The organism is Microbacterium sp. Marseille-Q6648 (assembly GCF_943181415.1).
Lineage (GTDB): Bacteria > Actinomycetota > Actinomycetes > Actinomycetales > Microbacteriaceae > Microbacterium.
The window spans coordinates 252,793-278,916 of record NZ_CALPBZ010000003.1; the positions used below are offsets into that span (position 1 = coordinate 252,793).

Genomic DNA, 26,124 nt, shown 5'->3' on the forward strand with positions numbered 1-26,124 from the left:
AGGGAGCTCATGACCACCGAATCCGCTTCGCAGGACGCCGCCGACCCGAGGTTCGCGATCCTCCCCTGCCGCCCGGGCAAGATCATCGCGGTCCATCTGAGCTACGCATCGCGCGCCGATCAGCGGGATCGCCGGCCGGCGAATCCGTCGTACTTCCTCAAGCCCTCCAGCTCCGTCGCACCCTCCGGTGCGACCATCGAGCGCCCGGCGGGCACCGAGCTGCTCGCGTTCGAGGGCGAGATCGCGCTCGTGATCGGCACACCCGCCCACCGAGTCGCGGCAGCGGCGGCGTGGGACCACGTCGGCTGGGTCACCGCCGCGAACGACTTCGGCGTGTACGACCTGCGGCAGAACGACAAGGGCTCGAACGTGCGGTCGAAGGGCCGCGACGGCTACACGCCGCTCGGCCCCGCACTCCTGGAGGCCGCGGGACTGGACCCCGCCGCACTGCGGGTGCGGACGTGGGTCAACGGTGAGCTCGCCCAGGACGCCTCCACCTCGGGTCTCATCTTCCCGCTCGCGCAGCTGGTCGCCGACCTGTCCCAGCACGCCACGCTCGAACGCGGCGACGTCATCCTCGCCGGCACGCCCGCGGGCTCATCCGTCGTCGTCCCCGGCGATGTCGTCGAGGTCGAAGTCGACGCCCCGGGCAAGGCATCGACCGGTCGCCTGATCACCCGCGTCGTCCAGGGGGATGCCGCCTTCGATCCGTCGCTGGGGTCGCTGCCCGCCGTCGACGACATCCAGCGCGCGGAGGCGTGGGGCTCCCGCGAGGCGGCGGGACTGCCCGCGCCGGGTCTGTCGGCGCAGCTGCGCGAGAAGCTCGAGCGCACGCCGGTCGCGGGGCTCTCGCAGCAGCTGCGCAAGCGCGGACTCGACAACGTCACCATCGACGGCGTGCGCCCGCTGCATCCCGAGCTCAAGCTCGTCGGAACCGCGCGCACACTGCGCTTCGTACCCAACCGCGAGGACCTCTTCGCCTCGCACGGCGGCGGCTACAACGCGCAGAAGCGCACCTTCGATGCCGTCGGCGAGGGCGAGGTCATCGTGATCGAAGCCCGCGGCGAGGCGGGTTCCGGCACCCTCGGCGACGTCCTCGCGATCCGCGCCCGCGCGCGCGGGGCCGCCGGCGTGGTCACCGACGGCGGCGTCCGCGATCACGACGCCGTCGCGGCCGTCGGGATGCCGGTCTACACCGTGGGCGCGCATCCCGCCGTCCTCGGTCGCAAGCACGTGCCGTGGGACGCCGACATCACCATCGCCTGCGGCGGAACGACGGTGCAGCCCGGCGATGTCATCGTCGGCGACGCGGACGGGGTCATCGTGATCCCGCCGGCGCTGGCCGAAGACGTCGCCGACGCCGCCCTGGCGCAGGAGGACGAGGACGCCTGGATCGCCGCCCGGGTGGCCGAGGGGCACCCGGTGGACGGGCTCTTCCCCCTGAACGCGGAGTGGCGCGCCCGGTACGAGGAGTCGAGGAGCGATCGATGACCGAGACGCAGAGCAAGTCGCAGGTCGCCTACCACTGGGTCAAGGAGCGCATCGCGGGGCAGCAGTTCACGCCCGGGTATCGCCTGGTGCTCGGCGCGATCGCCGGAGAACTGGACATGAGCGTCGTTCCCGTGCGCGAGGCGATCCGGCAGCTCGAGGCCGAGGGACTCGTCACGTTCGAACGCAACGTCGGCGCGCGGGTGTCGATGGTCGACGACTCGCAGTACCGGCACTCGATGCAGGCCCTGTCGATCCTCGAGGGCGCCGCCACGGCACTCTCGGCGCGGCGGCTCACGGCCGACGACATCCGCCGGGCACGGTCGATCAACGAGCTCATGATCGAGACGCTCCAGCACTTCGACCCGCCCTCGTTCACCAGGCTCAACCACGAGTTCCACGCCGCGCTGTTCGAGAAGTGCGCCAACCCGAGGATGCTCGAGCTCGTCGAGGCCGAGTGGGCGCGCCTGGGGAACCTGCGGGATTCGACGTTCAGCTTCGTTCCCGGCCGCGCTCAGGAGTCGGTGCACGAGCACGAGAACATCCTCGCGCTCATCGAGCGCGGCGCTCCTCTCGGCGAGATCGAGAAGGCCGCCCGCCGGCACCGCTCGGCCACTCTCGACGCCTACATGATCCACGAGCACCCCGACGAGGCCCTCGGCCTCCCGGCCTTCTGACGCCCTTTCGAAGGAGAGAAATGACCGACACGACCACGCTCGCGACGCAGCGGCACGTTCCCGCCGATCTTCCCGAGCACATCCAGCACTACATCGACGGCGCGTTCGTCGATTCCGTCGACGGCGACACCTTCGAGGTGCTCGACCCGGTGTCGAACGAGACCTACCTGCGCGCAGCCGCCGGCAAGAAGGCCGATGTCGACCGGGCCGTCGCCGCCGCCCGCCGCGCCTTCGTCGATGGGCCGTGGCCCCGGATGCTGCCGCGGGACCGTTCGCGCGTCCTGAACCGCATCGCCGACATCGTGGAGTCGCGGGACGCGCGTCTGGCGGAGCTGGAGTCGTTCGACTCGGGCCTGCCGATCACCCAGGCGCTCGGTCAGGCGCGACGCGCGGCCGAGAACTTCCGGTTCTTCGCCGACCTGATCGTCGCGCAGGCCGACGACACCTACAAGGTGCCCGGTCGCCAGATCAACTACGTCAACCGCAAGCCGATCGGGGTCGCCGGGCTCATCACCCCCTGGAACACCCCGTTCATGCTGGAGTCGTGGAAGCTCGCTCCAGCGCTGGCCACCGGCAACACCGTGGTCCTCAAGCCCGCGGAGTTCACTCCCCTGTCGGCGTCGCTGTGGGCGGGCATCTTCGAGGAGGCCGGGCTGCCGCAGGGTGTGTTCAACCTCGTCAACGGGCTCGGTGAGGATGCCGGCGACTCGCTCGTCAAGCATCCGGATGTGCCCTTGATCTCGTTCACCGGCGAGAGCCGCACGGGACAGATCATCTTCGGCAACGCCGCCCCGTTCCTCAAGGGCCTGTCGATGGAGCTCGGCGGCAAGAGCCCCGCCGTCGTCTTCGCCGACGCCGACCTGGAAGCCGCTATCGATGCGACCATCTTCGGCGTCTTCTCGCTCAACGGCGAGCGCTGCACCGCGGGCTCGCGGATCCTCGTGGAGCGCTCGGTGTACGACGAGTTCGTGGAGCGCTACGCCGCACAGGCCGAGCGCGTCGTGGTCGGCTACCCGCACGAGCCGGCGACCGAGGTGGGCGCGCTCGTGCACCCCGAGCACTACGACAAGGTGATGAGCTACATCGAGATCGGAAAGACCGAGGGGCGGCTGGTGGCCGGCGGCGGTCGTCCGGAGGGGTTCGAGACCGGCAACTTCGTGCGGCCCACCGTGTTCGCCGATGTGAAGCCGGACGCCCGGATCTTCCAGGAGGAGATCTTCGGCCCGGTGGTGGCGATCACGCCGTTCGACACCGACGACGAGGCCCTCGAGCTGGCCAACGGGGTCACCTACGGACTCGCCGCGTACATCTGGACGAACGACCTCACGCGCGCGCACAACTTCTCGCAGGCCGTCGAAGCCGGCATGGTCTGGCTGAACTCCAACAACGTCCGCGACCTGCGCACACCGTTCGGTGGCGTCAAGGCCTCGGGGCTCGGGCACGAGGGCGGCTACCGCTCGATCGACTTCTACACCGACCAGCAGGCCGTGCACATCACGCTCGGCGAGGTCCACAACCCCACGTTCGGCAAGGGAGCCTGACATGACCCACGACAAGACCCTCACCTCCTCCGGCTTCTTCGTCAGCCAGGAGGCGCCCATCCACACCGACAACCCGATCCCGACCCCCTCATCCCCCGCGCCCGACATCCTGCGCTGCGCGTACATGGAGCTCGTCGTCACGGACCTCGCCGCGTCGCGGGAGTTCTACGTCGACGTGCTGGGGCTGTACGTCACCGAGGAGGACGACCAGGCGGTGTACCTGCGCTCCACCGAGGAGTTCATCCACCACAACCTGGTGCTGCGCCAGGGTGAGGTGGCCGCCGTCGCCGCGTTCTCATATCGGGTGCGCACCCCCGACGACCTCGACAGGGCTGTGGCGTTCTACGACGAGCTCGGATGCCGCGTCGAGCGCCGCCCCGAAGGGTTCACGAAGGGCATCGGAGACTCGGTGCGGGTCGAGGATCCGCTCGGGTTCCCGTACGAGTTCTTCTTCCAGACCGAGCACGTCGAGCGCCTGTCGTGGCGCTACGACCTGCACACTCCGGGCGAACTGGTGCGGCTGGACCACTTCAACCAGGTGACCCCGGACGTCCCCCGCGCTGTGGCGTTCATGCAGGACCTGGGGTTCCGCGTCACCGAGGACATCCAGGACGACGCCGGCACGGTGTACGCCGCGTGGATGCGTCGCAAGCCCACCGTGCACGACACCGCCATGACCGGCGGCGACGGCCCGCGCATGCACCACGTCGCGTTCGCCACGCACGAGAAGCACAACATCCTCGCCATCTGCGACAAGCTCGGGGCGCTCCGACGCTCCGACGCCATCGAACGGGGCCCTGGACGCCACGGCGTGAGCAACGCGTTCTACCTCTATCTGCGCGACCCCGACGGTCACCGCGTCGAGATCTACACGCAGGACTACTACACCGGCGACCCCGACAACCCGGTCATCACGTGGGACGTCCACGACAATCAGCGCCGGGACTGGTGGGGGAACCCCGTCGTGCCGTCCTGGTACACCGAGGCCTCGCTCGTGCTGGACCTCGACGGCAACCCGAGGCCGGTCGTCGCCCGCACCGACGACTCCGAGATGGCGGTCACGATCGGCGCCGACGGCTTCTCGTACACCCGCCCCGGCGAGGACTCGATGCCCGAGTACAAGCAGGGCGAGTACAAGCTCGGCCATCAGCTGTGAGCGGACGTCTGACGCCCGGGCAGATCGAGCAGATCGCCGCCGAGCTCGCCGAGGCCGATCGCGCGCACGGCGTGATCGCGAGGATCACGGCCCGCTACCCCGACGCCACCGTCGAGGACTCGTATGCGATCCAGGGCGTGTGGCGCGACAAGAACCTGGCCGCCGGCCGACGCCTGGTCGGCCGCAAGATCGGGTTGACCTCCAAGGCGATGCAGCAGGCGACGGGGATCACCGAACCCGACTACGGGGTGATGTTCGACGACACCGTCTATCAGGACGGCGACGAGATCCCCGTGGATCACTTCTCGAACGTCCGGATCGAGGTCGAACTCGCCTTCGTGCTGAAGGAGCCGCTCGAGGGACCGGACTGCACGGTGGAGGACGCCCTCGCCGCGATCGACTACGCCGTCCCCGCACTCGAGGTGCTCAATTCGCACATCGAGCTCGAGGGCAGGACCATCGTCGACACCATCAGCGACAACGCCGCGTACGGCGCCATGGTCCTCGGGTCCGAGCGCCGTCGTCCCGACGAGATCGACCTGCGGTGGGTTCCCGGGGTGCTTTCGCGCAATGGCGAGATCGAGGAGACCGGCGTGGCCGCCGGAGTGCTCGGACACCCCGCGACCGGTGTGGCGTGGCTGGCGAACAAGATCTCGCAGCACGGTGCCAGACTCGAGGCGGGCGAGATCATCCTCGCCGGCTCGTTCACCCGGCCCATGTGGGTCGAGCGGGGCGACACCGTCCACTGCGATTACGGACCGATGGGGACCATCACATGCCGCTTCGTCTGACCCCGACCTTCCGCGACGCGCTCGCGTCGACGCGACGTCCCCTCGCGGGCATGTGGGTGTGCTCCGGCTCGGCTCTCGTCGCCGAGATCGCGGCCGGCGCGGGTCTGGACTGGGTGCTCATCGACATGGAGCACGCCCCCAACGGGCTGGAGTCGGTGCTCGCCCAGCTGCAGGCGGTCGCGGCCTACCCGGTGACTCCCGTGGTGCGCGTGCCGAGCCTCGATCAGGTGCTCATCAAGCAGGTTCTCGACCTCGGCGCCCAGAACGTCCTCGTTCCGATGGTCAACAGCGCAGCGGATGCCGCAACCGCCGTCGCCGCCGTCCGCTACCCGCCGCGCGGCAGACGCGGCGTCGGTTCGGCCCTCGGGCGTTCGGCCCGCTGGAATCGGGTCGACGACTACCTCGCTGAGGCGGACGGTCATGTGTCGCTGTTCGTCCAGGTCGAGACGGCCGAGGCTGTGGCCGCGGCATCCGCGATCGCCGCTGTCGACGGAGTCGACGGGGTGTTCGTCGGACCGAGCGACCTCGCCGCCTCGATGGGACTGCTCGGCGCCCAGACCCACCCCGATGTCGTGGCCGCCGTGCGGTCGACGTTCGAGGCGGTGCGCCAGGCGGGCAAGCCCGTCGGCGTGAACGCGTTCGATCCCGCGGTCGCGCAGGGTTACCTCGACGCGGGGGCGTCGTTCATCCTCGTCGGAGCGGACGTCGCCCTCCTCGCCCGCGGCTCCGAGGCTCTCGCCGCACGCTTCATCGGCGACGGCGGCACGGTCGCAGATATGGCCGCCGACAGGGCGGGCGGCACGGCGGGCGACGCGCCCCCGAGCGCGTCGTACTGAAACACGTCGCGAGACCGCGCGATCCCGCGTCTCGCGAGGTGTCAGGCGACGACGTCGCGCACGAAGCGGATGTTGTACTCCGCGACACGCTGCGGCACGCCCGCGAACGCCTCGGCGCGCGCGTCCGAGACCATGTACTCCTTCTCGCGGGCGAGGAAAGCGTCCTCGTCGCCCTCTGCCGAGACGGCCCAGACGAACTCGTTCGTCTCGGGCAGGCCGTAGGCGAACTCGATGGGGAACCCGGCGGCGGGCCGCACGCGCGGCATCCACTCGTTCCACCAGGCGACGAAGGCGTCGTATTCTCCCTCGACGAGCGTGTAGCGGCGCAGCTGAACGGTTCTCATGCCGCCATCATGCCGCTCCGCGGCCGGGCCGTATAATCGACGGGTCCGGTGCGACGAGTGCGCCGGTGCTCGAAAAATGGGCACGCAGCCGTGCGGCGAAGCACGCGCGAGACATATACGGCCTCTCTGTCGTCCCGTCTCGAAAGCTGTGCCATGCCCACCGTCTCCGCGCACGTCGCCCTCACCCTCGCTCACCACATCGACCACGTGTTCGGGGTGATGGGGAACGGCAACGCCTACGTCCTCGACGCCCTCGAGCGCTCCACGGCGGTGTCCTTCACCGCCGTCCGGCACGAAGCCGGAGGCGTGGTCGCCGCGGACGCCTATCACCGCGCCTCGGGTCGACTGGCCGCGGCCACCGCCACGTACGGCGCCGGTTTCACCAACACCCTCACGGCCCTCGCCGAAGCGGTGCAGGCGCACGTGCCGCTCGTGCTCGTGGTGGGCGATGAGCCCACGTCGGGCCCGCGGCCGTGGGACGTCGACCAGATCGCGCTGGCCTCGGCGGTCGGTGCCCGCACCTATACCGTCGGTCGCACGGATGCCGCCGCGACGACGATCATCGCCATCGAGCACGCTCTCACCTACCGGGTCCCCACCGTCCTCGCGGTGCCGTACGACGTGGCCGCCGTCGAGGCGGGCGAGGTTCCCCAAGCGCCGTCGCTGCGGCTGCCGGGACCGGTTCCGGTGCGCGGCGAGTTCGCCGCGGGAGCGCTCGAGCGCGTGGCCGCGACCCTCGCGAGCGCGACGCGGCCCTTCCTCCTGGCCGGTCGCGGAGCATGGATCGCCGGAGCGGGCGAGGCGCTCGGCGAGCTGGCCGACGCGACAGGCGCCGTCACCGCATCGACAGCGCTCGGCCGGGGTGTGTTCCCCCGCACGGAGTTCGATCTCGGGGTGACCGGCGGCTTCGGCGCGGCCGGCGCGATGGACCTCGTGCGCGAGGCGGACGTCGCCGTGGTCTTCGGCGCGTCCCTGAACCAGTTCACGATGCGCTTCGGCGAGCTCTTCGCCCCCGGAACGCAGGTCTTCCAGGTCGACGTCGCCGCGACGGCCACTCACCCGCATGTCGGCGGATACGTGCGGGGTGACGCCGCGGTCGTCGCGCGCGAGCTGGTGGAGCGCCTGCGCGCGGGCGGCGCGCGCCCGTCCGGCTGGCGCGAGCAGCTGGACCTGGCACCGCTGCGCCGCCACGACGCCGGCGACGTGGCGGCCCCCGACGGGCGGCTCGACCCCCGGTCGGTGGCCGCGCGCATCGGCGAGCTGCTGCCCGAGGACCGCGTGGTCGTCTCGGACGGCGGCCACTTCATCGGCTGGGCGAACATGTACTGGCCGGTCGCCTCACCCGACCGCATGCTGATGATCGGCACGGCCTTCCAGTCGATCGGCCTGGGCTGGCCGTCCGTGCCCGGCGCGGCGCTGGCCAAGCCCGACGCGACGGTGGTCCTCACCACCGGCGACGGCGGGGGGCTGATGGCCCTCGCCGACCTCGAGTCCGCCGTCCGCGTCGCGGGAGGCCGTGGCATGGCGGTGGTGTGGAACGACGCCGCCTACGGCGCCGAGGTCAACCTCTACGGCCTGAAGGGACTCGCCCGCGAGCCGATGCTCATCCCCGAGGTCGACTTCGCCTCGCTCGGCGAGGGCGTCGGCGCGGAGGGCGTCGTGGTGCGCAGTCTGGACGACCTCGACCGGCTGGCCGCGTGGACGTCCGAGCCTGCGGCATCCCGTCGCTTCCTCGTGCTCGACTGCCGTATCTCGGGGTCTGTGATCGCGCCGTACCAGCACGAGATCATCCGCGTGAACTCCTAGCCCCGCGGCGGGGGGCGCGTGCGCACGCGCCCCCGGGGGTGGCGCGTGAGGCGCCGCGGGAGCCTCACCAGCAACCGTGACACGTGCGCACGCGCCCCCGGCGTGCGGGATTCTCACGCACGCGCGTGACACGTGCGCACGCACCCCCGGGGGTTGGGCGCGTGAGGCACCGCGGGACGGGCGCGTTAGGCGCCGCGGGAGCCTCACCAGCGCCCGTGACACGTGCGCACGCGCCCCCGGCGTGCGGGATTCTCACGCACGCGCGTGACACGTGCGCACGCGTCCCCGGGGCGCACGCACCCAGGGGCGCGTCAGGCGCCGCGGAAGTCGGGTGCGCGCTTGGCGCGGAACGCCGCGAAACCGTCGCGGTAGTCGGCGGTGGCAGCCAGGTCCGCCTGGGCGGCCGTCTCGGCATCCACGGCGCGCCACAGCCGCTCGCCACGAAGGTCGGCGATGATCCGCTTCGACGCCGCGAACGCCAGCGTCGGGCCGGATGCCGCGCGCGCCGCTCTCTCGCGGGTGAACTCCACGAGCTCGTCCGCGGGCATCGCGCGGCTGAACAGTCCGGCGGCGACGGCCTCGCTGCCCGTGAGGAGGTCGCCCGTGAAGATGAGGTCCAGCGCCCGGTGGGCGCCGAGTCGCTCGTAGAACAGCGCGTGTCCGCCGGAGTCGAGCGTGGCGCCGAGATTCACGAACGGCGAGCCGACTTTGGCGTCGTCGGCGACGTAGACGACGTCGGCGGCGATCGCGAGTCCTAACCCGACGCCCAGGCACGCACCATGTACAGCGGCGAACGTGGGGACCGGGAACTCCGACATCCGCCGCATCAGCCGCTCGACGGCGGCGAGGTAGCCGTGGACGTCGTCGGTCGCGGGGTCGACATCGGCGATGTCGCGTCCGGCGCAGAACGCACGCCCCTCACCCCGCAGCACGAGCGCCCGCGCTCCGGCGCGCTCGGCGGCGAGGTAGGCGGCATCGAGTTCGGCGATGTCGCCGAGGTCGACGGCGTTCCGCTTGTGCGGGGCGTCGAGGACGACCTCGGCGACGCCGTCGGCAATGGTCCAGACGATCATGCCGTGCTCCTTCGGCTCCGGGGATGCCGCATCAGGCGTCCCAGTCGACCTCGACGGCGTCGCTCGTCGGCACCGCCTGACAGGTGAGGATCATCCCGCGCGCGAGCTCCTCGGGTTCGAGCGCGTAGTTCTGCGCCATCTCGACCGTCCCGCATCGCAGCACCGCCCGACACGTTCCGCACACGCCGTCGGCGCACGCGAACGGCACGTCGCCGCGCGTACGGAGCGTGGCCGCGAGCACCGTCTCTCCCGCACCCACCGGGGTGGTGACCGTTCCGGTCGTGCCGTCCAGGCGGAACGCGATCTTGCGCATCGGCTCATCGGGCGTGGATGCCGGGGGTGGGGCAGCCGCCGCGCCGTGCGGGCGACCGGTCGAGAAGAGCTCGACGCGGATCGCCGAGATGTCGACACCGAGACGCAGCAGCACCGCGCGCGCACGATCGACGAGCTCGAGGGGTCCGCACAGGAACCACTCGTCGATGTACTCGAACCCGATGACCCGGGTGAGCAGCGCCTCCAGACGCGCCTCGTCGAGGCGGCCGGACAGCAGCTCGGCGGGCCGGCTCTCGCGGGTCAGGACGTGGTGGAGCCCGAGCCGGGCCGGGAAGCGGTCTTTCAGGTCGGCGAGGTCGTCGAGGAACATCGCGTCGGCCGCGGTCCGGTTGGAGTAGACCAGGTCGAATGTGTCGCCCGGCCTCTCGCGCAGCCGGTGCTCGATGAGGGCCACCATCGGGGTGATGCCCGAGCCGGCCGCGATCGCGGCGAACCGCGCGGGGCGGTCGTAGGTGCCGTGCGGGGTGAAGTGCCCGTCGGGACTCATCACCTCGAGCACGTCACCGGGCGCCAGGTGCCGCACCGCCCAGGTCGAGAACGCCCCGCCCTCTTCGCGCTTGACGGCGACGGTCAGTCGCCCCGGCGCGGGTGCGCGGCAGATGGAGTAGCTGCGCCGCAACTCCTCCCCGTCGATGCGCGCGCGAATGGCGACGTGCTGACCGGGTTCGTACGCGAAGGCGTCCGCGAGCTCCGGCGGGACATCCAGGCCGATCTCGATCGCATCGGCGGTCAGCGGGCGGACGGCGGTCACGGTCAGCGCGTGGAAGGCAGCGCGGCGGCGGGGGGCGGCATCCGCTCGGGCGACGACATCGGGCGGAACCGGACCCGTCACCGGAGCGACCGATGCAGCGGAGGCGCGCGAGGCCATCACAGCTCCTTGAACCGGTCGAAGGGCTCGCCGCACGCCTGGCACTGCCACAGCGCCTTGCACGAGGTCGAGCCGAAGCGCGACAGCTCGCGCGTGTGCAGCGACCGGCAGCGGGGGCACCGCACCCCGAGCCCGAGGGCGACGGGACCGTCGCTCGCCCGTGGTCGCGGGGGCGCGATGCCGTAGGCCTCGAGTTTGGCGCGGCCGGCGTCGCTCATCCAGTCCGTGGTCCAGGCGGGCGCGAGGACGACCTCGACCCGGGCGGGGCGGCCGACCGCGGCGAGCGCCGCGACGATGTCGGCCCGCAGGGCCTCGACGGCCGGGCACCCCGAGTACGTCGGGGTGAGCTGGACGACCGCGGTGCCGTCGTCCTCGATCCGCACACCACGGAGCATCCCGAGGTCGGCGATCGTCAGGACGGGCAGCTCGGGGTCGGTGACGGCCGCGGCGGCATCCCACAGCGCGCCGAGCTCGGGCTCGGCAGGTCTCGGGCGCGCGACGCGGTCGGGCGAGGTCGTGGTCACCATGTCGCCCCCGGATGTGCGCGCGCGAGCACCTGCATCTCGCCGATCAGTCGCCCAAAGGATTCCGAGTGCACGCCCTCGCGACCGCCGCCGCGCAGGAACGGCGAGGCGGGCACCATGAGTCCCGCGTCCTCGATGACGGCGACGAGCGTGCTCATCACCTCGTCGCGGAGATCCTCGGGCCGCACCGCGACGCCCTCCGCCGCCGCGTCGGCGGCGGGATCGGGCGCGAAGAGCTCGCCGACGTACGGCCACAGGTCATCGACCGCGCCCGCGAGGCGCCGGTGCGACTCATCGGTGCCGAGACCGAGCCGCAGCATCCACAGCGTCGCATGCTCGGCGTGATACGCCACCTCTTTCACGGCCTTGGCCGCGATCGCCGCCAGCGTCTCGTCCCGCGACGTGGCGAGGCGACGGTACAGAGCGCCGAACCACACGGATGCGACAGTCAGCCGCGCGATGGTGAATGCGAAGTCGCGTCCGCCGGTGGCGGCGTTCGGAAGCTCGAACAGCCAGCGGCTTCGGAACTGCGGCTCGTCCCGGAAGAACGCCAGATCGTCCTCGCTCCTGCCCCACGCCGACCCGGCGTAGCTCAGCAGCGCGCGGGCGTGCCCGAGCAGATCGAGGCCGATGTTGCCGAGGGCGACGTCCTCTTCGAGCTCGGGGGCGTGGGCGATCCACTCCCCCAGTCGCTGGGCCAGCATGAGCGCGTCGTCGCCCAGCCCGAGCGCGTAGGCGGCCACCTCGGCGGATGCGACACCCGAGGCGGGGCCGGATGCCGCGGCATCCGGTCGCAGCATCGTCAGACGGTCGGTGGTCATCGCAGCCTCACAGGTGCGGCACGTCGGCGGACGCGCGGTAGGCGGTGGGATAGCGGTAGTCCTTGCCCTGCGGGGACTCGAACCACGCCCCCCGGGCGTCGGGATCGCTGGCCGCGATGGCCGCCGACGGGACGACCCACACCGAGACCCCCTCGCCGCGGCGCGTATAGAGGTCGCGGGCGTTGTGGAGGGCCAGCTGCGCGTCGGGAGCGTGGAGAGAGCCGGCATGGACGTGTGAGAGGCCGCGCGCCGAGCGCACGAACACCTCCCACAGGGGCCACGTCTCGCCGTTCCCGCTCGCCGCCTCGTCTCGCTGGGCTCGCTCGGGGTCCGGGGTGTTCGCCGCGCTCACGACGCCACCGCCTCGATCGTCTCGGCCGCGACGCGCTCAGCCGCGACGCGGTCGGCGTAGGCTCGGGCCGCCTCGCGCACCCAGGCGCCGTCGTCATGCGCCTGCCGACGCGTGGCCAGCCTCGTGGCGTTGGCCTGGCCGTTCCCTGCCAGCACCGCCCGGAACTCGTCCCAGTCGAGGTCTCCGTAGTCCCAGTGCCCGCGCTCGTCGTTCCAGCGCAGGTCGGGGTCGGGGAGCGTCACGCCGAGGATCTCGGCCTGCGGGACGATCATGTCGACGAACCGCTGCCGAAGCTCGTCGTTGCTGAAGCGCTTGATGTTCCACGCCATCGACTGCGCGGAGTTGGGCGAGGCGTCGTCGGGCGGGCCGAACATCATGAGGGCGGGGGCGTACCAGCGGTTCACCGACTCCTGCGCCATCTCGCGCTGCGCCTCGGTCCCGCGCATGAGGGTCAGCAGGATCTCGAAGCCCTGCCGCTGGTGGAACGACTCCTCTTTGCAGATGCGCACCATCGCGCGCGCGTACGGCCCGTACGACGCCCGGCACAGCGGCACCTGGTTGCAGATCGCGGCACCGTCGACGAGCCAGCCGATGGAGCCCATGTCGGCCCACGACGGGGTGAGGTAGTTGAAGATCGAGGAGTACTTCGCCCGCCCGGTCAGGAGCTGGTCGTACATCTCCTCGCGCGGGGTTCCGAGCGTCTGCGCCGCCGAGTACAGGTACAGACCGTGACCCGCCTCGTCCTGCACCTTCGCCATCAGAATGGCCTTCCGCTGCAGGCTCGGCGCGCGGGTGATCCAGTTGCCCTCGGGCTGCATGCCGATGATCTCGGAGTGCGCGTGCTGCGAGATCTGCCGCACCAGCGTGCGCCGGTAGGCCTCGGGCATCCAGTCAGCCGGCTCGATCTTGTCGTCGGCGGCGATGATCGCGTCGAAGCGGGCCTGGCCGGCCGCGACGGCATCCGCGTCGACGACGCGCTCGGCGTCGGTCTCGGTCAGCCGCTTCATCGGCGCCTCCTCGCGCTACTTACCGGTCGTTCAGTAATGATACTCTCTGGTGCCATGGGCGACAACCCGACGACATCAGACGTGCGGCCCGCGGCATCCTTCCGCCGGGGGAACGGACGCCTCGACCGACCCGCCTACGACCTCGACGCCGTCCTCGACGTTGCCGTCGCCCTCTTCAACGAGCGCGGATACGAGGCGACCTCGATCAGCGCGCTGGCCGAGCGCCTCGGCACCAGCAAGTCCGCGCTGTACTACCACGTCAGCGGCAAGGAGGAGCTGCTCGCCCGAGCGCTCGATCGCGCCCTCGACCGGCTGGAATCGGTGCTCGAGCAGGCGACGGATGCCGGAGGCACGGCCGCGGACCGGCTGGCGTTCGTGCTGCGCGGCGCCGTCGGCGTCCTCGTGGACGAGCTCCCCTCGGTGACGCTGCTGCTGCGGGTGCGGGGGAACACCGACATCGAGCGCACGGCGCTGCGCCGCCGGCACGACATCGACCGCGCGGTGACGGCGCTCGTCGAAGCCGCGCAGGCCGAGGGGTCGCTGCGGGCCGATCTCGATCCGGGGACCACGTCGCGCCTGCTGTTCGGCATGATCAACTCGATCGTGGAGTGGTATCGCCCGGGAGGCCCGCTCGACGCCCGCGCGCTCGCCGACGCGACGGTCTCGGTCGCGCTCGACGGCCTGCGCTCCCGCTGACCGCCCCCGCCGGCCGCCCCGCCGGCGCCGTCTCCGCCCCGCCGCGCCGCCTCCGCCCGCGAGAGTACGTCTGGCGGACGAGGGGTCGGGTGGCCCCCGCGCGCTCGGCCGTCAGTTGTACTCTCGCGGACCCACGCCGGCGGGGTCAGGACTTCGCGACCAGCGTCAGGACGTCGTAGGTCGCGACCGTCTCGTCGCGCTGGTTCAGCAGCACGGCGTCCCACCGCACTTCGCCGTACTCCTCGCTCTCGCGCGGCGAGATCGCCTTGGCCGTGAGGGTCACCCGCACCTCGTCGCCGGGCGAAACGGGCGTGACGAACCGCAGGTTCTCGAGGCCGTAGTTGGCCAGCACCGGACCCGGGTCGGGGTCGACGAACAGGCCCGCCGCGAACGACACCAGCAGGTATCCGTGCGCCACGCGCCCCGGGAAGAAGGGGTTGGCGGCCGCGGCGTCCTCGTCCATATGCGCATAGAAGGTGTCGCCGGTGAACGACGCGAAGTGCTCGATGTCGTCCAGCGTCACCTGCCGCGGCGCGGAAGCGAACCGGTCGCCGACCCGCAGCTGCGAGAGCGGCTTGCGGAAGGGGTGGACGCCGTCGGTCGCCGTCGCGCCGGCGTGCCACTCCCCCGTGGCGCGCGTGAGGGTGTCGGGCGATCCCTGCAGCGCCGTCCGCCTCATGAAGTGGAGGACCGATCGGATGCCGCCGAGCTCGGTGCCGCCGCCGGCGCGCCCGGGGCCGCCGTGCACGAGGTGCGGCACCGGCGAACCGTGACCGGTGGACGAACGGGCGACCGAGCCGTCGAGCACGAGGACCCGGCCGTGCCACGGGGAGATCCCCTTGACCGCCTCAGCCACGAAGGCCGGGTCGGCCGAGCACACCGTCGCTACGAGCGACCCGCCGCCCAGGTTGGCCAGGCGCACCGCGTCCGCGACGTCGCGGTACCCGAGGATCGAGGCGACCGGCCCGAACGCCTCCACCTCGTGGACAGCGGGCGTGTCGGCATCGGCGAAGCGCAGCAGCACCGGGGCCAGGAACGCCCCCTCCGCCTTCACACGGCGCACGCCGTCCACGCCCAGGACCTCCGGGTCGTCGAGCGAGCCGACGACGATCTCGCCGCCGGCGGCGACGAGCTCGCCGACGCGCGCGCGCACCTCGTCGCGCTGGGCGACCGAGACGAGCGGACCCATCGTGACCCCCTCGGCGCGCGGGTCGCCGAGGACGACCTTCGCCTCGATGCGCGCGCGCACCGCCTCGACGACGTCGTCCAGAACGGATGCCGGCACGATCACCCGCCGGATCGCGGTGCACTTCTGGCCCGCCTTGGCCGTCATCTCGGTCACGACGGACGCCACGAACGCGTCGAACTCGGCGGTGCCGCCGACCGCGTCGGGCCCGAGGACTGCGGCGTTGACCGAGTCCGCCTCGCAGGTCAGCTCCACGCCGCGCACGATGACGGCGTCGTCGCGTCGCAGCATCCGTCCCGTATCGGCCGAACCGGTGAAGCCGACGGCGTCTCGCAGGTCGAGGTGCTGGAGGAACCCCCGCGCCGATCCCACGATCAGCTGCAGCGCGCCATCGGGAAGGAGGCCGGAGCCGATCATGACCCGCACCGCGGCCTCGGTGAGCTCGGCGGTCGGGGTCGCGGGCTTGACGATCGAGGGCACGCCGGCGAGGAAGGCGGGGGCGAACTTCTCGAGCATGCCCCACACCGGGAAGTTGAAGGCGTTGACCTGGAACGCCACTCCCGGCAGCGACCGCCACAGGTGGCGCCCGCCGAAGGAGCCGTCCCGCGAGAGGTTCTCGTGGGCGCCGTCGATGAGGGTCGTCGTGTTCGGCAGCTCGCGTCGGCCCTTGGACCCGTAGGTGAACAGCACGCCGATGCCGCCGTCGATGTCGATCATCGAGTCGCGCGGGGTGGCGCCGGTCGCCGCGCTCAGGGAGTAGAGGTCGTCCTTGGCCGCTGTCAGCGCTTGCGCCAGTCCCTTGAGGATGAGCGCCCGGCGATGGAAGGGCAGGCCCGCAAGGGCGGCGTGGCCGGTCGATCGAGCGTGATCGACCGCGGCGGCGACGTCGGGCGCCGCGCCGACCCGGGCCACCGGCGCGCCGGTCGCAGCGTCGGCGAGCACCGTCCCGCCCCCGCGCCCGCTGCCATCGGTCGCGGCCTGGTCGTCCGGCGTCCACCATCGCCCCGCGACATAGCTCGCGACGAGGGGGGCGTCGGCTGTCTGCATGGGTCGATCGGTGTCCTGGAAGAGCGTCATCGCGGGGTTCCCTCCGGCGCGACGGCGACCGTGCCGGCGCACTTCGACTAACTGAACGTTGACTTACTGAACGTTCGTTCGGCACCATGTTCGCATAGCGCGACGCCGCACTCAACGCCGCGCTCGACGCCGCGCGATGCCGCCGAGGAGGGCCATGGACGACGCCTTCGCCACCGAGCACACCCGTCGGATGATCGCCGGCGACGCGGCCTCGAACGCCCTGGGCATGCGGGTGGTCAGCGCCGAGCCCGGCCGCGCGGTCGTGCGCATGCGCGTGCGGCCCGACATGCTCAACGGCTTCGCCGTCGCCCACGGCGGCATGGTGTTCGCCCTCGCCGACACCGCCTTCGCCCTGGCGTGCAACGAGACGGATGCCGTGACCCTGGCCGCCGGCGCCGACATCGCGTTCCTCTCCCCCGCCCGCGAGGGCGACGAGCTCGAAGCCGTCGCCGAGCGCCGGGCCCGGGGTGGCCGCTCGGGACTGTACGACGTGCGGGTGAGCGCCGAGGACGGACGCGTCGTGGCCGAGCTGCGCGGCCGCAGCCGTACGACCCGGGGGGTACTGCCCCCGGAGTGAACCGGGCGGTGACGGGGCGGTCACGACGCCGACACACGGGTCTGTCATGCTTGCCCGATGCACAGGGACGTCTCGAGCCGCATCGCACTGACCGTCACCGAGCCGGCCGACCTCGCGTTCGCCATCGCGGTGTCGTCGCACCACGCTCCGGCGTCGGAGTCGCTCACCGCGACGCTCGACGGGGCACCGGTCGAGGTGGTCGAGCTGCGCGACGCGCACGGCACCCGCGTGCACCGGATGCGCCCCGGCGTCGGCGAGTTCGTCGTCGAGTACTCCGCCGCGATCGCCGGAACGGGACAGGAGGCCACCGCCGACGACATCGAGCGGCTCGTCTACACCCGGCCCAGCCGATACGCGGAATCCGACGCACTGGCACCCACGGCATCCGCCGAGTTCGCCGGCATCGACGACCCGTCGCAGCTGCTGACCGCGGTCTCGAGCTGGGTCGGCACGCGGCTGGCCTACGTCCCCGGCTCATCCCTGCCCACCGACGGGGCCGCGCGCACGCTGCTGGCGCGACGGGGCGTGTGCCGGGACTACGCGCACCTGTGCGTCGCGCTGCTGCGGGGACTCAACGTCCCCGCGCGGCTCGTGTCGGTCTATGCGCCGGGCCTGCACCCGATGGACTTCCACGCCGTCGCCGAGGCGTGGGTCGACGGCGGCTGGCACGTCGTGGACGCCACCACGCTCGCCCCGCGCTCGACGCTCGTGCGCATCGCGACGGGACGGGATGCCGCGGACACGGCGTTCCTGACGATCTCGGCCGGCCGCGCCGATCTCGTCGACATGACCGTGTCGGCCACCGCGGACGTGCTGCCGGGCGACGACCTGGACCACCTCGTCCGCCTGCGGTGACCGTCGCACGGGCGTAACAGTCCGACTCCGGGCCGCCTTCCCGCCCCGCCGGGCAGGGAGAATGGAACGCGTGCCGCCGCCCGCACCCCGGGGCAGGGCACCCCACCCCAGGAGGATCACATGTCGCGCCGTCCCGCGCTCCGCGCCGCTCTCGTCGGCATCGCCGTCACCGCCCTCGCGCTCACCGGCTGCGCTTCGGGCGACACCGCCCCCGCCGACGGCGGCGAGGCCGACGACACCGAGATCTCCGAGGACGCCTACGTCACCCCCGGCAAGCTGACGATCGCCACCGGCGAGACCGCCTACTTCCCGTACGTGATCGACGACGACCCCGCCAGCGGCGAGGGGTTCGAAGCTGCCGTGGCCTACGCCGTCGCCGAGGAGCTCGGGTTCGCCGCCGAGGACGTCGAGTGGGTGCGCACCAGCTTCGAGGCCGCCATCGCGCCGGGCCCGAAGAACTTCGACATCAACATCCAGCAGTACACCATCACGGACGAGCGCAAGCAGGCGGTCGACTTCTCATCGCCGTACTACTCCGCCAGCCAGGCGGTCGTCGCGATCGAAGGCGGCGCGGCCGACGACGTCGACGACATCGCGGGGCTGAAGGATCTGGTCCTGGGCGCCATGGCCGGATCGACCAGCGCGACCACGATCGACGAGGCCGTGCAGCCGACCACCGCGCCGCAGCTGTACAACTCCAACGAGGATGCCGTCGCGGCCCTGATCGCCGACCAGATCGACGCGATCGTGCTCGACCTGCCGACCGCCTACTACGCCACCGGGGTCTACATCGAGGACTCCTTCATCGTCGGCGAGCTGCCCGCCGCGGGCGTGCCCGACGAGTGGGGCCTGCTGCTGCCGAAGGACTCCCCCCTCACCGAGGACGTCACCGCCGCCGTCGACGCGCTGCGCGAGGACGGCACGCTCGAGGAGATCACCGACGAGTGGCTCGGCTCCGGCCAGGGCGTGACGCTGCTTCAGTGAGCCGCGTCCGTGCCGATGGCGGCGCCGAGCTCGCGTAACGTCGTTCCGTGACCTCGCATCAGCCCAGCGCGCTCGAACTCGAGCGGCGCGCGTTCCGGCGCCGCCAGGAGCTGCGCTCGGTGCTCATCGCGGTCGCATCCACCCTCGCGTTCGCGGTGGTGGTGTGGGTGACGGTGCTCAGCACGCCCGGCTGGGCAGCGGTGCAGCAGTCCTTCTTCGACCCGCAGGTGGCGTGGGAATCCCTGCCGCGCGTGTGGGAGGGATTCCTGCTGAACCTCCAGGTGCTCGCCCTCTCCGTGATCACGGTGGGGGTGACGGCGACGGCCGTGGCACTGGCGCGAACCCTCCGCGGGCCGGTGTTCTTCCCCCTGCGGATGCTCGCCGCGGCATACACCGACCTGTTCCGCGGTGTGCCGTTCATCATCGTGCTCTTCCTCATCGGCTTCGGCCTGCCGACCATCCTCGGCGAGCGCATCCTGCCGATCGTGCTCGGCGTGATCGCGGTGACGCTGACCTACTCGGCGTACGTGGCGGAGGTGATCCGCGCGGGGATCGAGTCGGTGCACCCGTCGCAGCGTCTCGCCGCCCGGGCCCTGGGCCTCGGCTACGCGCAGTCGCTGCGCCGCGTCGTGCTACCCCAGGCGCTGCGCAAGATGACACCGCCCCTGATGAACGACTTCATCTCGATGCAGAAGGACGTCGGCCTCATCTCGATCCTCGGCGCGGTCGACGCCGTGCGGGGCGCCCAGATCGAGGCGTCGCAGTCCTACAACTTCACGCCGTACGTGGTCGCCGGCATCCTCTTCGTGCTGCTGGCCATCCCCACCATCCGCCTGACCGATTGGTACACCGCGCGGCTGCGAGAGCGCGAGCAGACGGGATCGGTGCTGTGACGACGCTGCTGCGGGCCACGGGACTGTGGAAGTCGTTCGGCGAGCGCGAAGTGCTGCGCGGCGTCGACGTCGACCTCGCGGCGCACGACGTGGTCGCCCTGATCGGTGCGAGCGGATCGGGCAAATCGACGCTGCTGCGCTGCCTGGGCCTGCTCGAGCCGATCGACGACGGCCTCATCGAGCTCGGCGGCGAAGACATCTCCGACCCGCGCGTGAACGCCAACCGCGTGCGGGCCCGCTTCGGCGCGGTGTTCCAGCATTTCAACCTGTTCCCGCACCTGTCGGTGCTCGACAACGTCACCCTCGCCTCGCGCGTGGTGCATCGCGTGCCGCGGGCCGCCGCCGAAGATCGCGGGCGGGAACTGCTGCAGCGCGTCGGCCTCGCCGACAAGGCACGGGAGCACCCCGACCGCCTCTCCGGGGGGCAGCAGCAGCGCGTCGCGATCGCCCGAGCCATCGCCACCGACCCCGAGGTGCTGCTGCTCGATGAGATCACCTCGGCCCTGGACCCCGAGCTGGTCACCGAGGTGCTCGAGCTCGTGCGTCAGCTGGCGGCGGACGGCACCACGATCCTCATGGCCACGCACGAGATGGCCTTCGCCCGTGACGTGGCCGATCGGGTGGTCTTCCTCGACGGCGGGCGCATCGTCGAGCAGGGACCCCCCGCGCAGATCTTCGGCGCCGCCCGCGAGGCGCGGACGCGCGAGTTCCTGGCGCGGTTCACCGCGTGAGCCGAGCGGATGCCGGACGGTGACGCCGCGGCATCCGCTCGCTCGCTGCGGGGCTCAGCCGGCCTGGCGCTCGGCGGCCTGGCGCTCGGCGGCCTCGACGACGTTGGTCATCAGCAGCGCCACCGTCATCGGTCCCACCCCGCCGGGGTTGGGCGACAGGTAGCCGGCCACTGCGGCGACGTCGGGATGGACGTCGCCGAAGACCCGCGAGACGCCCTCGGCGTCGGCCTCGCGGGTCACGCCGACATCCAGCACGGCGGCGCCGGGCTTGACGTCCTCGGCGCGCACGATGTGCTTGACGCCCGCGGCCGCGACGATCACGTCCGCCTGCCGCAGATGCTGCGACAGGTCGGCCGTGCCGGTGTGGGTCAGGGTCACGGTGGCGTTGTACTCGCGCCGCGTCAGCAGCAGCCCGATCGAGCGGCCGATCGTGACACCGCGGCCGACGACCACGACGTGCTTTCCGGCGAGGTCGTAGCCGTTGCGCAGCAGCAGCTCGATGACCCCCCGCGGGGTGCACGGCAGCGGCGTGGCGATCGGGGTGTTGACGTTCAGCACGAGACGGCCGAGGTTCGTCGGATGCAGTCCGTCGGCGTCCTTGGCCGGGTCGATGCGCTCGAGCACCGCGTCGGTGTCGATGTGCTTGGGCAGCGGCAGCTGGACGATGTACCCATGGCACGCGGGATCGGCGTTGAGCTCGTCGATCAGCGCGTCGACCTCGGCCTGCGTGGCATCGGCCGGGAGCTCGCGCTGGATCGAGTTCATCCCGATCGCCACCGACTGCTTGTGCTTCATGCCCACGTAGAGCTGCGAGGCCGGGTCGGCCCCCACGAGCACGGTCGCGATGCCGGGCGTGATCCCGCGCTCGGTCAGCGCGGCGACCCGCTCGCGCAGCTCGTCCTTGATCGCGGCGGCCGCCGCCTTGCCGTCGAGGACGGTGGCGGTCACTGCTGCAGGCCGGGGTAGAGCGGGAAGGCCTCGGTGAGCGCCTCGACGCGGGCGCGGAGCGCGGCCACGTCGGCGCCGGGCTGCAGCGCGAGGGCGATCACGTCGGCGACCTCGGTGAACTCGGCGTCGCCGAATCCGCGTGTGGCCAGCGCCGGGGTGCCGATGCGCAGGCCCGACGTCACCATCGGGGGACGGGGGTCGTTCGGGACGGCGTTGCGGTTCACCGTGATGCGGATCTCGTGCAGCAGATCCTCGGCCTGCTTGCCGTCGATCGCGGCATCCCGCAGGTCCACGAGCACGAGGTGCACATCGGTGCCGCCCGAGCGGACCGTGATCCCGGCATCCGTCACGTCCTGCTGCGACAGGCGCTCGGCGATGATCGACGCACCGCGCAGCACCCGCTCCTGACGCTCGCGGAACTCCGGCGTCGCGGCCAGCTTGAACGCGGTCGCCTTCGCGGCGATGACGTGCATGAGCGGGCCGCCCTGCTGGCCCGGGAACACCGCGGAGTTGATCTTCTTGGCGATGTCGGCGTCGTTGGTGAGGATGATGCCCGAGCGGGGTCCGCCGATGGTCTTGTGCACCGTGGACGACACGACGTGCGCGTGCGGGATCGGCGACGGGTGCAGGCCCGCGGCGACGAGCCCGGCGAAGTGGGCCATGTCGACCCACAGCAGTGCGCCGACCTCATCGGCGATCGCCCGGAAGGCGGCGAAGTCGAGCTGACGCGGGTAGGCCGACCAGCCGGCGATGATGACCTTCGGCTTGTGCTCGACGGCGAGACGGCGCACCTCGGCCATGTCGATGATGCTCGTCTCGGGGTCGACGCCGTAGGCGACGATGTTGTAGAGCCGGCCCGAGAAGTTGATCTTCATGCCGTGCGTGAGGTGGCCGCCCTGGTCGAGCGAGAGACCGAGCAGCGTGTCGCCGGGGCGGGCGATCGCGTGCAGCACGGCGGCGTTGGCCGACGCACCGGAGTGGGGCTGCACATTGGCGAACTCCGAGCCGAACAGCGCCTTGGCGCGACTGATCGCGAGCTCCTCGGCGACGTCGACCTCTTCGCAGCCGCCGTAGTAGCGGCGGCCGGGGTAGCCCTCGGCGTACTTGTTGGTGAGCACGGACCCCTGCGACTGCAGGATCGAGACCGGCACGAAGTTCTCGGAGGCGATCATCTCGAGGTAGCCGCGCTGGCGGTTCAGCTCGCGCTCGAGCACCTCGGCGATCTCGGGGTCGACCTCGCTGAGCGGGGCGTTGAAGTACGGGTCGGTCATGACGCTGCTTTCCTTCCGGTGGGTCGGGTGCCGTCGCGATGCGACGCTACCCGGTGGTCGAGTGCCGTTGCGAAGCAACGGTGTATCGAGACCCCGGCCCAGGCGTGCGGTCGATGCCGTATCGGTCGCTCCCCGGTGGTGGCCCACCTCAACGCCAGTCGCGACTCCGTCGAGCATAACGGATGCCGCCCCCACCGCTCCTCGTCGGGCACCCCTTGTACCCTCGACGGCGTGAGCCTCGTCATCCACTCGGTGCGTCTCGTCGATGACGGGCGCGAGACGGCGGATGCGTGGGTGCGCTTCGACGAGGGCCGGGTGTCCCACGTGGGTGCCGGCGATGCGTGGCCGCCGGCCGACGCCGTCGTCGACGGCGCCGTGCTGGCCGGCGACGGTGCCGTCCTCACGCCGGGCTTCGTCGACCTGCACGGGCACGGCGGCGGCGGCTTCTCGTACGACGACGGCCCGGCGGCGATACGCGCGGCCCGTGCCGTCCACCTCGCGCACGGCACGACGCGTGCCGTGCTGTCGCTCGTCACGGCGGGCCTTCCGGCGCTGGTCGAGCGGGTGGCGGCGGTGGCGGTTGCCGCGGCCGCCGACCCCGGCATCCTGGGCTCGCATCTGGAGGGGCCCTTCCTCGATCCCGGCCACCGCGGCGCGCACACCGCGTCCCTCCTCCGGGCCCCCGACGCGGCCGCCGTCGAGCAGCTGATTACCGCGGCGCGCGGGACGATGCGACAGGTCACCCTCGCGCCCGAGCTGCCCGGAGCGTTCGCCGCCATCGGCCGCTTCGCCGCCGCGGGGATCACGGTGGGCATCGGGCACACCGACGCCGATGCGGCCCTCACCCGCCGCGCCTTCGACGCGGGCGCGCGCCTGCTGACCCACTCCTTCAACGCGATGCGCGGCATCCATCACCGCGACCCCGGGCCGGTGGTCGCGGCCCTGCGGGACCGTCGCGTCGTCCTCGAGGTCATCGCCGACGGCACCCACGTGGACCTCGACCTGGTTGCCACGCTGTTCGCCGCCGCCCCGGGGCGCATCGCCCTGGTCACCGACGCGATGGCCGCCGCGGGAGTGGGCGACGGCGCGTACGAGCTCGGCGGAGTTCCGGTCACGGTCGCGTCCGGGGTCGCCCGGCTGGCCGACGGCGGTGCGATCGCCGGCTCGACGCTCACGCACGACGCCGCGCTTCGCGGCGTTGTCCGCGCCGGGGTTCCCCTCGCCGCCGCCGTCGCCGCCCTCACTCGCACGCCCGCCGAAGCGATCGGCCGCGCCGACATCGGCCGCCTCGAGGCGGGAGCGCCCGCCGACGCGGTGCTCCTGGATGCCGGGCTGCGCGTGGTGGGCGTGTGGCTGGCGGGGGCACGGGTCTCGGGCGCTCCGGCCGCGGGTGCACCGGCGGCAGCGGCACGGCGCGACGGCGCCGGGACCTGACTCCGGAGCCGATACGCGGATTCACTCTGGTGGAACCGGGTTCCAGGCCCCACAATGGGACGGTCGCACGATGGATGGGGACATCGCGCGACCGGAGTCGTCGGCACCGCTGTGGAGGCGCTGACTGCCACCCCGCACGGAGAAACGATGACGTATCAGACCGCGCCGACCGGGCGCGACGTCGCCGGGCTCGGCGATGCCGCGCTCGTGCTGCGCACCAGGTCCGGTGACACCGAGGCCTTCGGCGAACTGTGGCGCCGCCACTACCACGCGGGCGTCACCGTCGCCCGGTCGGTGTCGTCGAGCCTGGACCCCGACGAGCTGACGCAGGAGTCTTTCAGCCGCATCTACCAGTCCATCGCCAGCGGCGCGGGCCCGTCGGGCTCGTTCCGGGCGTTCCTGTTCACCAGCATCCGGAACTCGGCCGCGACATGGGGCCGCGCGCAGCGCGAGACCGCGATCGAGGTGACCGACGCCGAGGATCCCCTCACCGCCGAGCACGCGAGCGCCGAAGCGCTGGACCGCGGACTCACGACCCAGGCCTTCCGCCGCCTGCCGTCGCGCTGGCAGGAAGTGCTCTGGTACATCGAGATCGAGCAGATGACACCGGCCGAGGCCGCCCCGCTCCTGGGCATGAAGCCCACCGCGGTCGCGCAGCTGGCCGCGCGCGCCCAGGACGGTCTGCGCGAGGCATGGATCGACGCGCACGTCCACGCCGTTCCCGCGGGGTCGGCGTGCGAGTGGACCGTCGAGCGGCTCGGGGACTACGCCCGCTCCCGCATCCGCCGCCGCGATCGCGCGCGCGTCGAGTCCCACCTGGCGCACTGCACCCGCTGCACGATCGTCGCCGGCGAGGCCCACGAGGTGTCCCACCGGCTCGCGCTCGTGCTGCTCCCGCTCACGGTGGGGATCGCGGGCACAGCCGGCTACCTCGCGGCGCTCCAGGGGGGCGGTCTCGCGACAGCCGCCCCCGCCATGCCCGACGACGTGGCGCCGGCCGCGGGCGCGACGACCGCCACCGGTGTCGCGACGGCCCCGGCCGCCGTCCACACCGCGACGTGGAATCCGGATACCGCGGGCTCGGGCATCGGCGGGGTGATCAGCCTCGTGGCGGCCAGCGCCGTCGTGGTCGGGTCGATCTTCGCCGGCGCACTCCTCCTGCCGTGGTCGGGAGCGGGCGCGCCCGACTCCGAGACCGGCGCGGCGGCGATGGATGCCGGAATCGACGTGCGCGTCGACGCGCCCGGTCAGGACGCGCCCTCCAGCCCCGCACCCGACAGCCCGGCGCCCGACCGCCCGCTCGATCCGATCGCGCCCGACGACGACGCGGCGCCGGACGCGCGCGTACCGGTGACGGACGCGCCGCGACCGGCCGACGAGCCGGACCCCGCTCCCGCTGACGGCGGGGACGCCCAGCCGCTGCCGCCGGCCGGACCGACGGAGCCGACGCCCACCGATCCGACCCCGACGGATCCGAAACCGACCGACCCGAAGCCCACCGACCCGGAGCCGACCGATCCGGAACCTTCCGCACCGGGCGCGTCGGGCGAGACGCCCAAGGCCGCGCTGCCCGCGGGGGCTCCGGCGGTCTCCTCCAGCGCCGTGTCGACCGACGACACCGGCGCCGCGACACTGACACTGGGGCTGCGGGGCGAGCCCGGCGCGACCGTCCGGGCGCGCATCGCGGGCACCGATGTCGGCACGGTCGCTCTCGACGCATCCGGCGCCGGCACTCTCGTCGTGACCGTCACCGAGAAACAGGTCGCCACGGATGCCCGGATCGAGCTGCGGTACGTCGCGGGAAACCTCTCCGGCGCGCCGATCGCCGTGCGCGTCGGAACCCTGCTCTGACCTC

The 26,124-nt window shown here is 72.2% G+C and carries 25 protein-coding genes and 1 riboswitch; of the genes, 15 read left to right on the forward strand and 10 right to left on the reverse strand.

Annotated elements, in window-relative coordinates:
• Window positions 1–9: 9 nt before the first annotated feature.
• Genes NFR93_RS11360 through NFR93_RS11385 form a run of 6 tightly spaced genes read left to right on the forward strand, consistent with a single transcriptional unit; the run spans window position 10 to window position 6,489 of the window.
• Window positions 10–1,491, forward strand: a complete 1,482-nt coding sequence (locus NFR93_RS11360; protein WP_251453324.1) for a fumarylacetoacetate hydrolase family protein — start codon at window positions 10–12, stop codon at window positions 1,489–1,491.
• Window positions 1,488–2,165 carry a GntR family transcriptional regulator gene (locus tag NFR93_RS11365; RefSeq protein WP_251453325.1) on the forward strand — a complete coding sequence of 226 codons (678 nt, stop codon included), beginning with the start codon at window positions 1,488–1,490 and terminating at the stop codon, window positions 2,163–2,165. The genes NFR93_RS11360 and NFR93_RS11365 overlap by 4 nt, the downstream gene beginning before the upstream one ends.
• Before the next feature lie 20 nt (window positions 2,166–2,185).
• Window positions 2,186–3,706, forward strand: coding sequence for a 5-carboxymethyl-2-hydroxymuconate semialdehyde dehydrogenase (hpaE, locus tag NFR93_RS11370; RefSeq protein ID WP_251453326.1), 1,521 nt, complete (start codon window positions 2,186–2,188; stop codon window positions 3,704–3,706).
• Between the two features lies 1 nt (window position 3,707).
• Entirely contained in the window at window positions 3,708–4,862 is a 1,155-nt protein-coding gene (gene hpaD / locus NFR93_RS11375; protein WP_251453327.1) for a 3,4-dihydroxyphenylacetate 2,3-dioxygenase, read from the forward strand.
• Window positions 4,859–5,653 carry a 2-keto-4-pentenoate hydratase gene (locus NFR93_RS11380; RefSeq protein ID WP_251453328.1) on the forward strand — a complete coding sequence of 265 codons (795 nt, stop codon included), beginning with the start codon at window positions 4,859–4,861 and terminating at the stop codon, window positions 5,651–5,653. The genes hpaD and NFR93_RS11380 overlap by 4 nt, the downstream gene beginning before the upstream one ends.
• Entirely contained in the window at window positions 5,638–6,489 is an 852-nt protein-coding gene (locus NFR93_RS11385; protein WP_251453329.1) for an HpcH/HpaI aldolase family protein, read from the forward strand. Before NFR93_RS11380 ends, NFR93_RS11385 begins: the two co-directional genes overlap by 16 nt.
• Window positions 6,490–6,530: 41 nt before the next feature.
• Here NFR93_RS11385 and NFR93_RS11390 read toward each other — a convergent pair whose 3' ends face one another.
• Complete coding sequence (locus tag NFR93_RS11390) at window positions 6,531–6,833, reverse strand: hypothetical protein (protein ID WP_251453330.1); 303 nt, start codon at window positions 6,831–6,833, stop codon at window positions 6,531–6,533.
• Window positions 6,834–6,986: 153 nt separating this feature from the next.
• Here NFR93_RS11390 and NFR93_RS11395 point away from each other — a divergent pair, with 153 nt between their 5' ends.
• Entirely contained in the window at window positions 6,987–8,639 is a 1,653-nt protein-coding gene (locus NFR93_RS11395) for a thiamine pyrophosphate-binding protein (RefSeq protein ID WP_251453331.1), read from the forward strand.
• Window positions 8,640–8,950: 311 nt separating this feature from the next.
• Here the strand turns inward: NFR93_RS11395 and NFR93_RS11400 are convergent, their stop codons facing one another.
• The 6 genes from NFR93_RS11400 to paaA all read right to left on the reverse strand — a co-directional run bounded on the left by NFR93_RS11400 (window position 8,951) and on the right by paaA (window position 13,617).
• A complete protein-coding gene (locus NFR93_RS11400) occupies window positions 8,951–9,712 on the reverse strand; it encodes an enoyl-CoA hydratase/isomerase family protein (RefSeq protein WP_251453332.1) in 762 nt (253 codons plus the stop codon).
• A 31-nt stretch (window positions 9,713–9,743) separates the two neighbouring features.
• Window positions 9,744–10,913 (reverse strand): 1,2-phenylacetyl-CoA epoxidase subunit PaaE, encoded by a 1,170-nt coding sequence (gene paaE, locus NFR93_RS11405; protein ID WP_251453333.1) that lies wholly within the window; start codon window positions 10,911–10,913, stop codon window positions 9,744–9,746.
• Window positions 10,913–11,440: a 1,2-phenylacetyl-CoA epoxidase subunit PaaD gene (gene paaD, locus NFR93_RS11410; protein WP_251453334.1), complete on the reverse strand. Its 528-nt coding sequence runs from the start codon at window positions 11,438–11,440 to the stop codon at window positions 10,913–10,915. Before paaD ends, paaE begins: the two co-directional genes overlap by 1 nt.
• Window positions 11,434–12,258, reverse strand: a complete 825-nt coding sequence (gene paaC, locus NFR93_RS11415; protein ID WP_502846285.1) for a 1,2-phenylacetyl-CoA epoxidase subunit PaaC — start codon at window positions 12,256–12,258, stop codon at window positions 11,434–11,436. Before paaC ends, paaD begins: the two co-directional genes overlap by 7 nt.
• 7 nt (window positions 12,259–12,265) lie before the next feature.
• Complete coding sequence (paaB, locus tag NFR93_RS11420) at window positions 12,266–12,532, reverse strand: 1,2-phenylacetyl-CoA epoxidase subunit PaaB (RefSeq protein WP_251453604.1); 267 nt, start codon at window positions 12,530–12,532, stop codon at window positions 12,266–12,268.
• Between the two features lie 74 nt (window positions 12,533–12,606).
• Window positions 12,607–13,617, reverse strand: coding sequence for a 1,2-phenylacetyl-CoA epoxidase subunit PaaA (gene paaA, locus NFR93_RS11425; protein WP_251453335.1), 1,011 nt, complete (start codon window positions 13,615–13,617; stop codon window positions 12,607–12,609).
• A 54-nt stretch (window positions 13,618–13,671) separates the two neighbouring features.
• On the opposite strand from paaA, the gene NFR93_RS11430 reads away from it, so the two are divergent.
• Window positions 13,672–14,313, forward strand: a complete 642-nt coding sequence (locus NFR93_RS11430; RefSeq protein ID WP_251453336.1) for a TetR/AcrR family transcriptional regulator — start codon at window positions 13,672–13,674, stop codon at window positions 14,311–14,313.
• A gap of 145 nt (window positions 14,314–14,458) precedes the next feature.
• Here the strand turns inward: NFR93_RS11430 and paaZ are convergent, their stop codons facing one another.
• Entirely contained in the window at window positions 14,459–16,576 is a 2,118-nt protein-coding gene (paaZ, locus tag NFR93_RS11435; RefSeq protein ID WP_251453337.1) for a phenylacetic acid degradation bifunctional protein PaaZ, read from the reverse strand.
• A 154-nt stretch (window positions 16,577–16,730) separates the two neighbouring features.
• Here paaZ and paaI point away from each other — a divergent pair, with 154 nt between their 5' ends.
• The 5 genes from paaI to NFR93_RS11460 all read left to right on the forward strand — a co-directional run bounded on the left by paaI (window position 16,731) and on the right by NFR93_RS11460 (window position 20,616).
• Window positions 16,731–17,153: a hydroxyphenylacetyl-CoA thioesterase PaaI gene (paaI, locus tag NFR93_RS11440; protein ID WP_251453338.1), complete on the forward strand. Its 423-nt coding sequence runs from the start codon at window positions 16,731–16,733 to the stop codon at window positions 17,151–17,153.
• Between the two features lie 57 nt (window positions 17,154–17,210).
• A complete protein-coding gene (locus NFR93_RS11445; RefSeq protein WP_251453339.1) occupies window positions 17,211–18,008 on the forward strand; it encodes a transglutaminase-like domain-containing protein in 798 nt (265 codons plus the stop codon).
• Window positions 18,009–18,128: 120 nt separating this feature from the next.
• Window positions 18,129–18,992, forward strand: a complete 864-nt coding sequence (locus tag NFR93_RS11450; RefSeq protein WP_251453340.1) for an ABC transporter substrate-binding protein — start codon at window positions 18,129–18,131, stop codon at window positions 18,990–18,992.
• Window positions 18,993–19,039: 47 nt separating this feature from the next.
• Window positions 19,040–19,885 (forward strand): amino acid ABC transporter permease, encoded by an 846-nt coding sequence (locus tag NFR93_RS11455; RefSeq protein WP_251453341.1) that lies wholly within the window; start codon window positions 19,040–19,042, stop codon window positions 19,883–19,885.
• Entirely contained in the window at window positions 19,882–20,616 is a 735-nt protein-coding gene (locus NFR93_RS11460) for an amino acid ABC transporter ATP-binding protein (RefSeq protein WP_285814593.1), read from the forward strand. The genes NFR93_RS11455 and NFR93_RS11460 overlap by 4 nt, the downstream gene beginning before the upstream one ends.
• 54 nt (window positions 20,617–20,670) lie before the next feature.
• Here NFR93_RS11460 and NFR93_RS11465 read toward each other — a convergent pair whose 3' ends face one another.
• Both NFR93_RS11465 and glyA read right to left on the reverse strand, forming a co-directional pair.
• Entirely contained in the window at window positions 20,671–21,564 is an 894-nt protein-coding gene (locus NFR93_RS11465; RefSeq protein ID WP_251453345.1) for a bifunctional methylenetetrahydrofolate dehydrogenase/methenyltetrahydrofolate cyclohydrolase, read from the reverse strand.
• Window positions 21,561–22,835 carry a serine hydroxymethyltransferase gene (glyA, locus tag NFR93_RS11470; protein ID WP_251453351.1) on the reverse strand — a complete coding sequence of 425 codons (1,275 nt, stop codon included), beginning with the start codon at window positions 22,833–22,835 and terminating at the stop codon, window positions 21,561–21,563. Before glyA ends, NFR93_RS11465 begins: the two co-directional genes overlap by 4 nt.
• An 89-nt stretch (window positions 22,836–22,924) precedes the next feature.
• Window positions 22,925–23,007: riboswitch (ZMP/ZTP riboswitch) on the reverse strand.
• A 59-nt stretch (window positions 23,008–23,066) separates the two neighbouring features.
• Here glyA and NFR93_RS11475 point away from each other — a divergent pair.
• Complete coding sequence (locus NFR93_RS11475) at window positions 23,067–24,269, forward strand: N-acetylglucosamine-6-phosphate deacetylase (RefSeq protein ID WP_251453357.1); 1,203 nt, start codon at window positions 23,067–23,069, stop codon at window positions 24,267–24,269.
• Window positions 24,270–24,416: 147 nt separating this feature from the next.
• Window positions 24,417–26,120 (forward strand): sigma-70 family RNA polymerase sigma factor, encoded by a 1,704-nt coding sequence (locus NFR93_RS11480; protein WP_251453365.1) that lies wholly within the window; start codon window positions 24,417–24,419, stop codon window positions 26,118–26,120.
• The last annotated feature ends 4 nt before the right edge of the window (window positions 26,121–26,124 follow it).

Bases quoted from the DNA above. Each gene is read 5' to 3' on its own strand.
- NFR93_RS11385 (WP_251453329.1), top strand. From the start codon at position 5,638: ATGCCGCTTCGTCTGACCCCGACCTTCCGCGACGCGCTCGCGTCGACG.
- NFR93_RS11390 (WP_251453330.1), bottom strand. From the start codon at position 6,833: ATGAGAACCGTTCAGCTGCGCCGCTACACGCTCGTCGAGGGAGAATAC.
- NFR93_RS11395 (WP_251453331.1), top strand. From the start codon at position 6,987: ATGCCCACCGTCTCCGCGCACGTCGCCCTCACCCTCGCTCACCACATC.
- NFR93_RS11450 (WP_251453340.1), top strand. From the start codon at position 18,129: ATGTCGCGCCGTCCCGCGCTCCGCGCCGCTCTCGTCGGCATCGCCGTC.
- hpaE (WP_251453326.1), top strand. From the start codon at position 2,186: ATGACCGACACGACCACGCTCGCGACGCAGCGGCACGTTCCCGCCGAT.
- hpaD (WP_251453327.1), top strand. From the start codon at position 3,708: ATGACCCACGACAAGACCCTCACCTCCTCCGGCTTCTTCGTCAGCCAG.
- NFR93_RS11480 (WP_251453365.1), top strand. From the start codon at position 24,417: ATGACGTATCAGACCGCGCCGACCGGGCGCGACGTCGCCGGGCTCGGC.
- paaZ (WP_251453337.1), bottom strand. From the start codon at position 16,576: ATGACGCTCTTCCAGGACACCGATCGACCCATGCAGACAGCCGACGCC.
- NFR93_RS11400 (WP_251453332.1), bottom strand. From the start codon at position 9,712: ATGATCGTCTGGACCATTGCCGACGGCGTCGCCGAGGTCGTCCTCGAC.
- paaC (WP_502846285.1), bottom strand. From the start codon at position 12,258: ATGACCACCGACCGTCTGACGATGCTGCGACCGGATGCCGCGGCATCC.
- NFR93_RS11445 (WP_251453339.1), top strand. From the start codon at position 17,211: ATGCACAGGGACGTCTCGAGCCGCATCGCACTGACCGTCACCGAGCCG.
- paaD (WP_251453334.1), bottom strand. From the start codon at position 11,440: ATGGTGACCACGACCTCGCCCGACCGCGTCGCGCGCCCGAGACCTGCC.
- glyA (WP_251453351.1), bottom strand. From the start codon at position 22,835: ATGACCGACCCGTACTTCAACGCCCCGCTCAGCGAGGTCGACCCCGAG.
- paaI (WP_251453338.1), top strand. From the start codon at position 16,731: ATGGACGACGCCTTCGCCACCGAGCACACCCGTCGGATGATCGCCGGC.
- NFR93_RS11360 (WP_251453324.1), top strand. From the start codon at position 10: ATGACCACCGAATCCGCTTCGCAGGACGCCGCCGACCCGAGGTTCGCG.
- NFR93_RS11430 (WP_251453336.1), top strand. From the start codon at position 13,672: ATGGGCGACAACCCGACGACATCAGACGTGCGGCCCGCGGCATCCTTC.
- paaE (WP_251453333.1), bottom strand. From the start codon at position 10,913: ATGGCCTCGCGCGCCTCCGCTGCATCGGTCGCTCCGGTGACGGGTCCG.
- paaA (WP_251453335.1), bottom strand. From the start codon at position 13,617: ATGAAGCGGCTGACCGAGACCGACGCCGAGCGCGTCGTCGACGCGGAT.
- NFR93_RS11365 (WP_251453325.1), top strand. From the start codon at position 1,488: ATGACCGAGACGCAGAGCAAGTCGCAGGTCGCCTACCACTGGGTCAAG.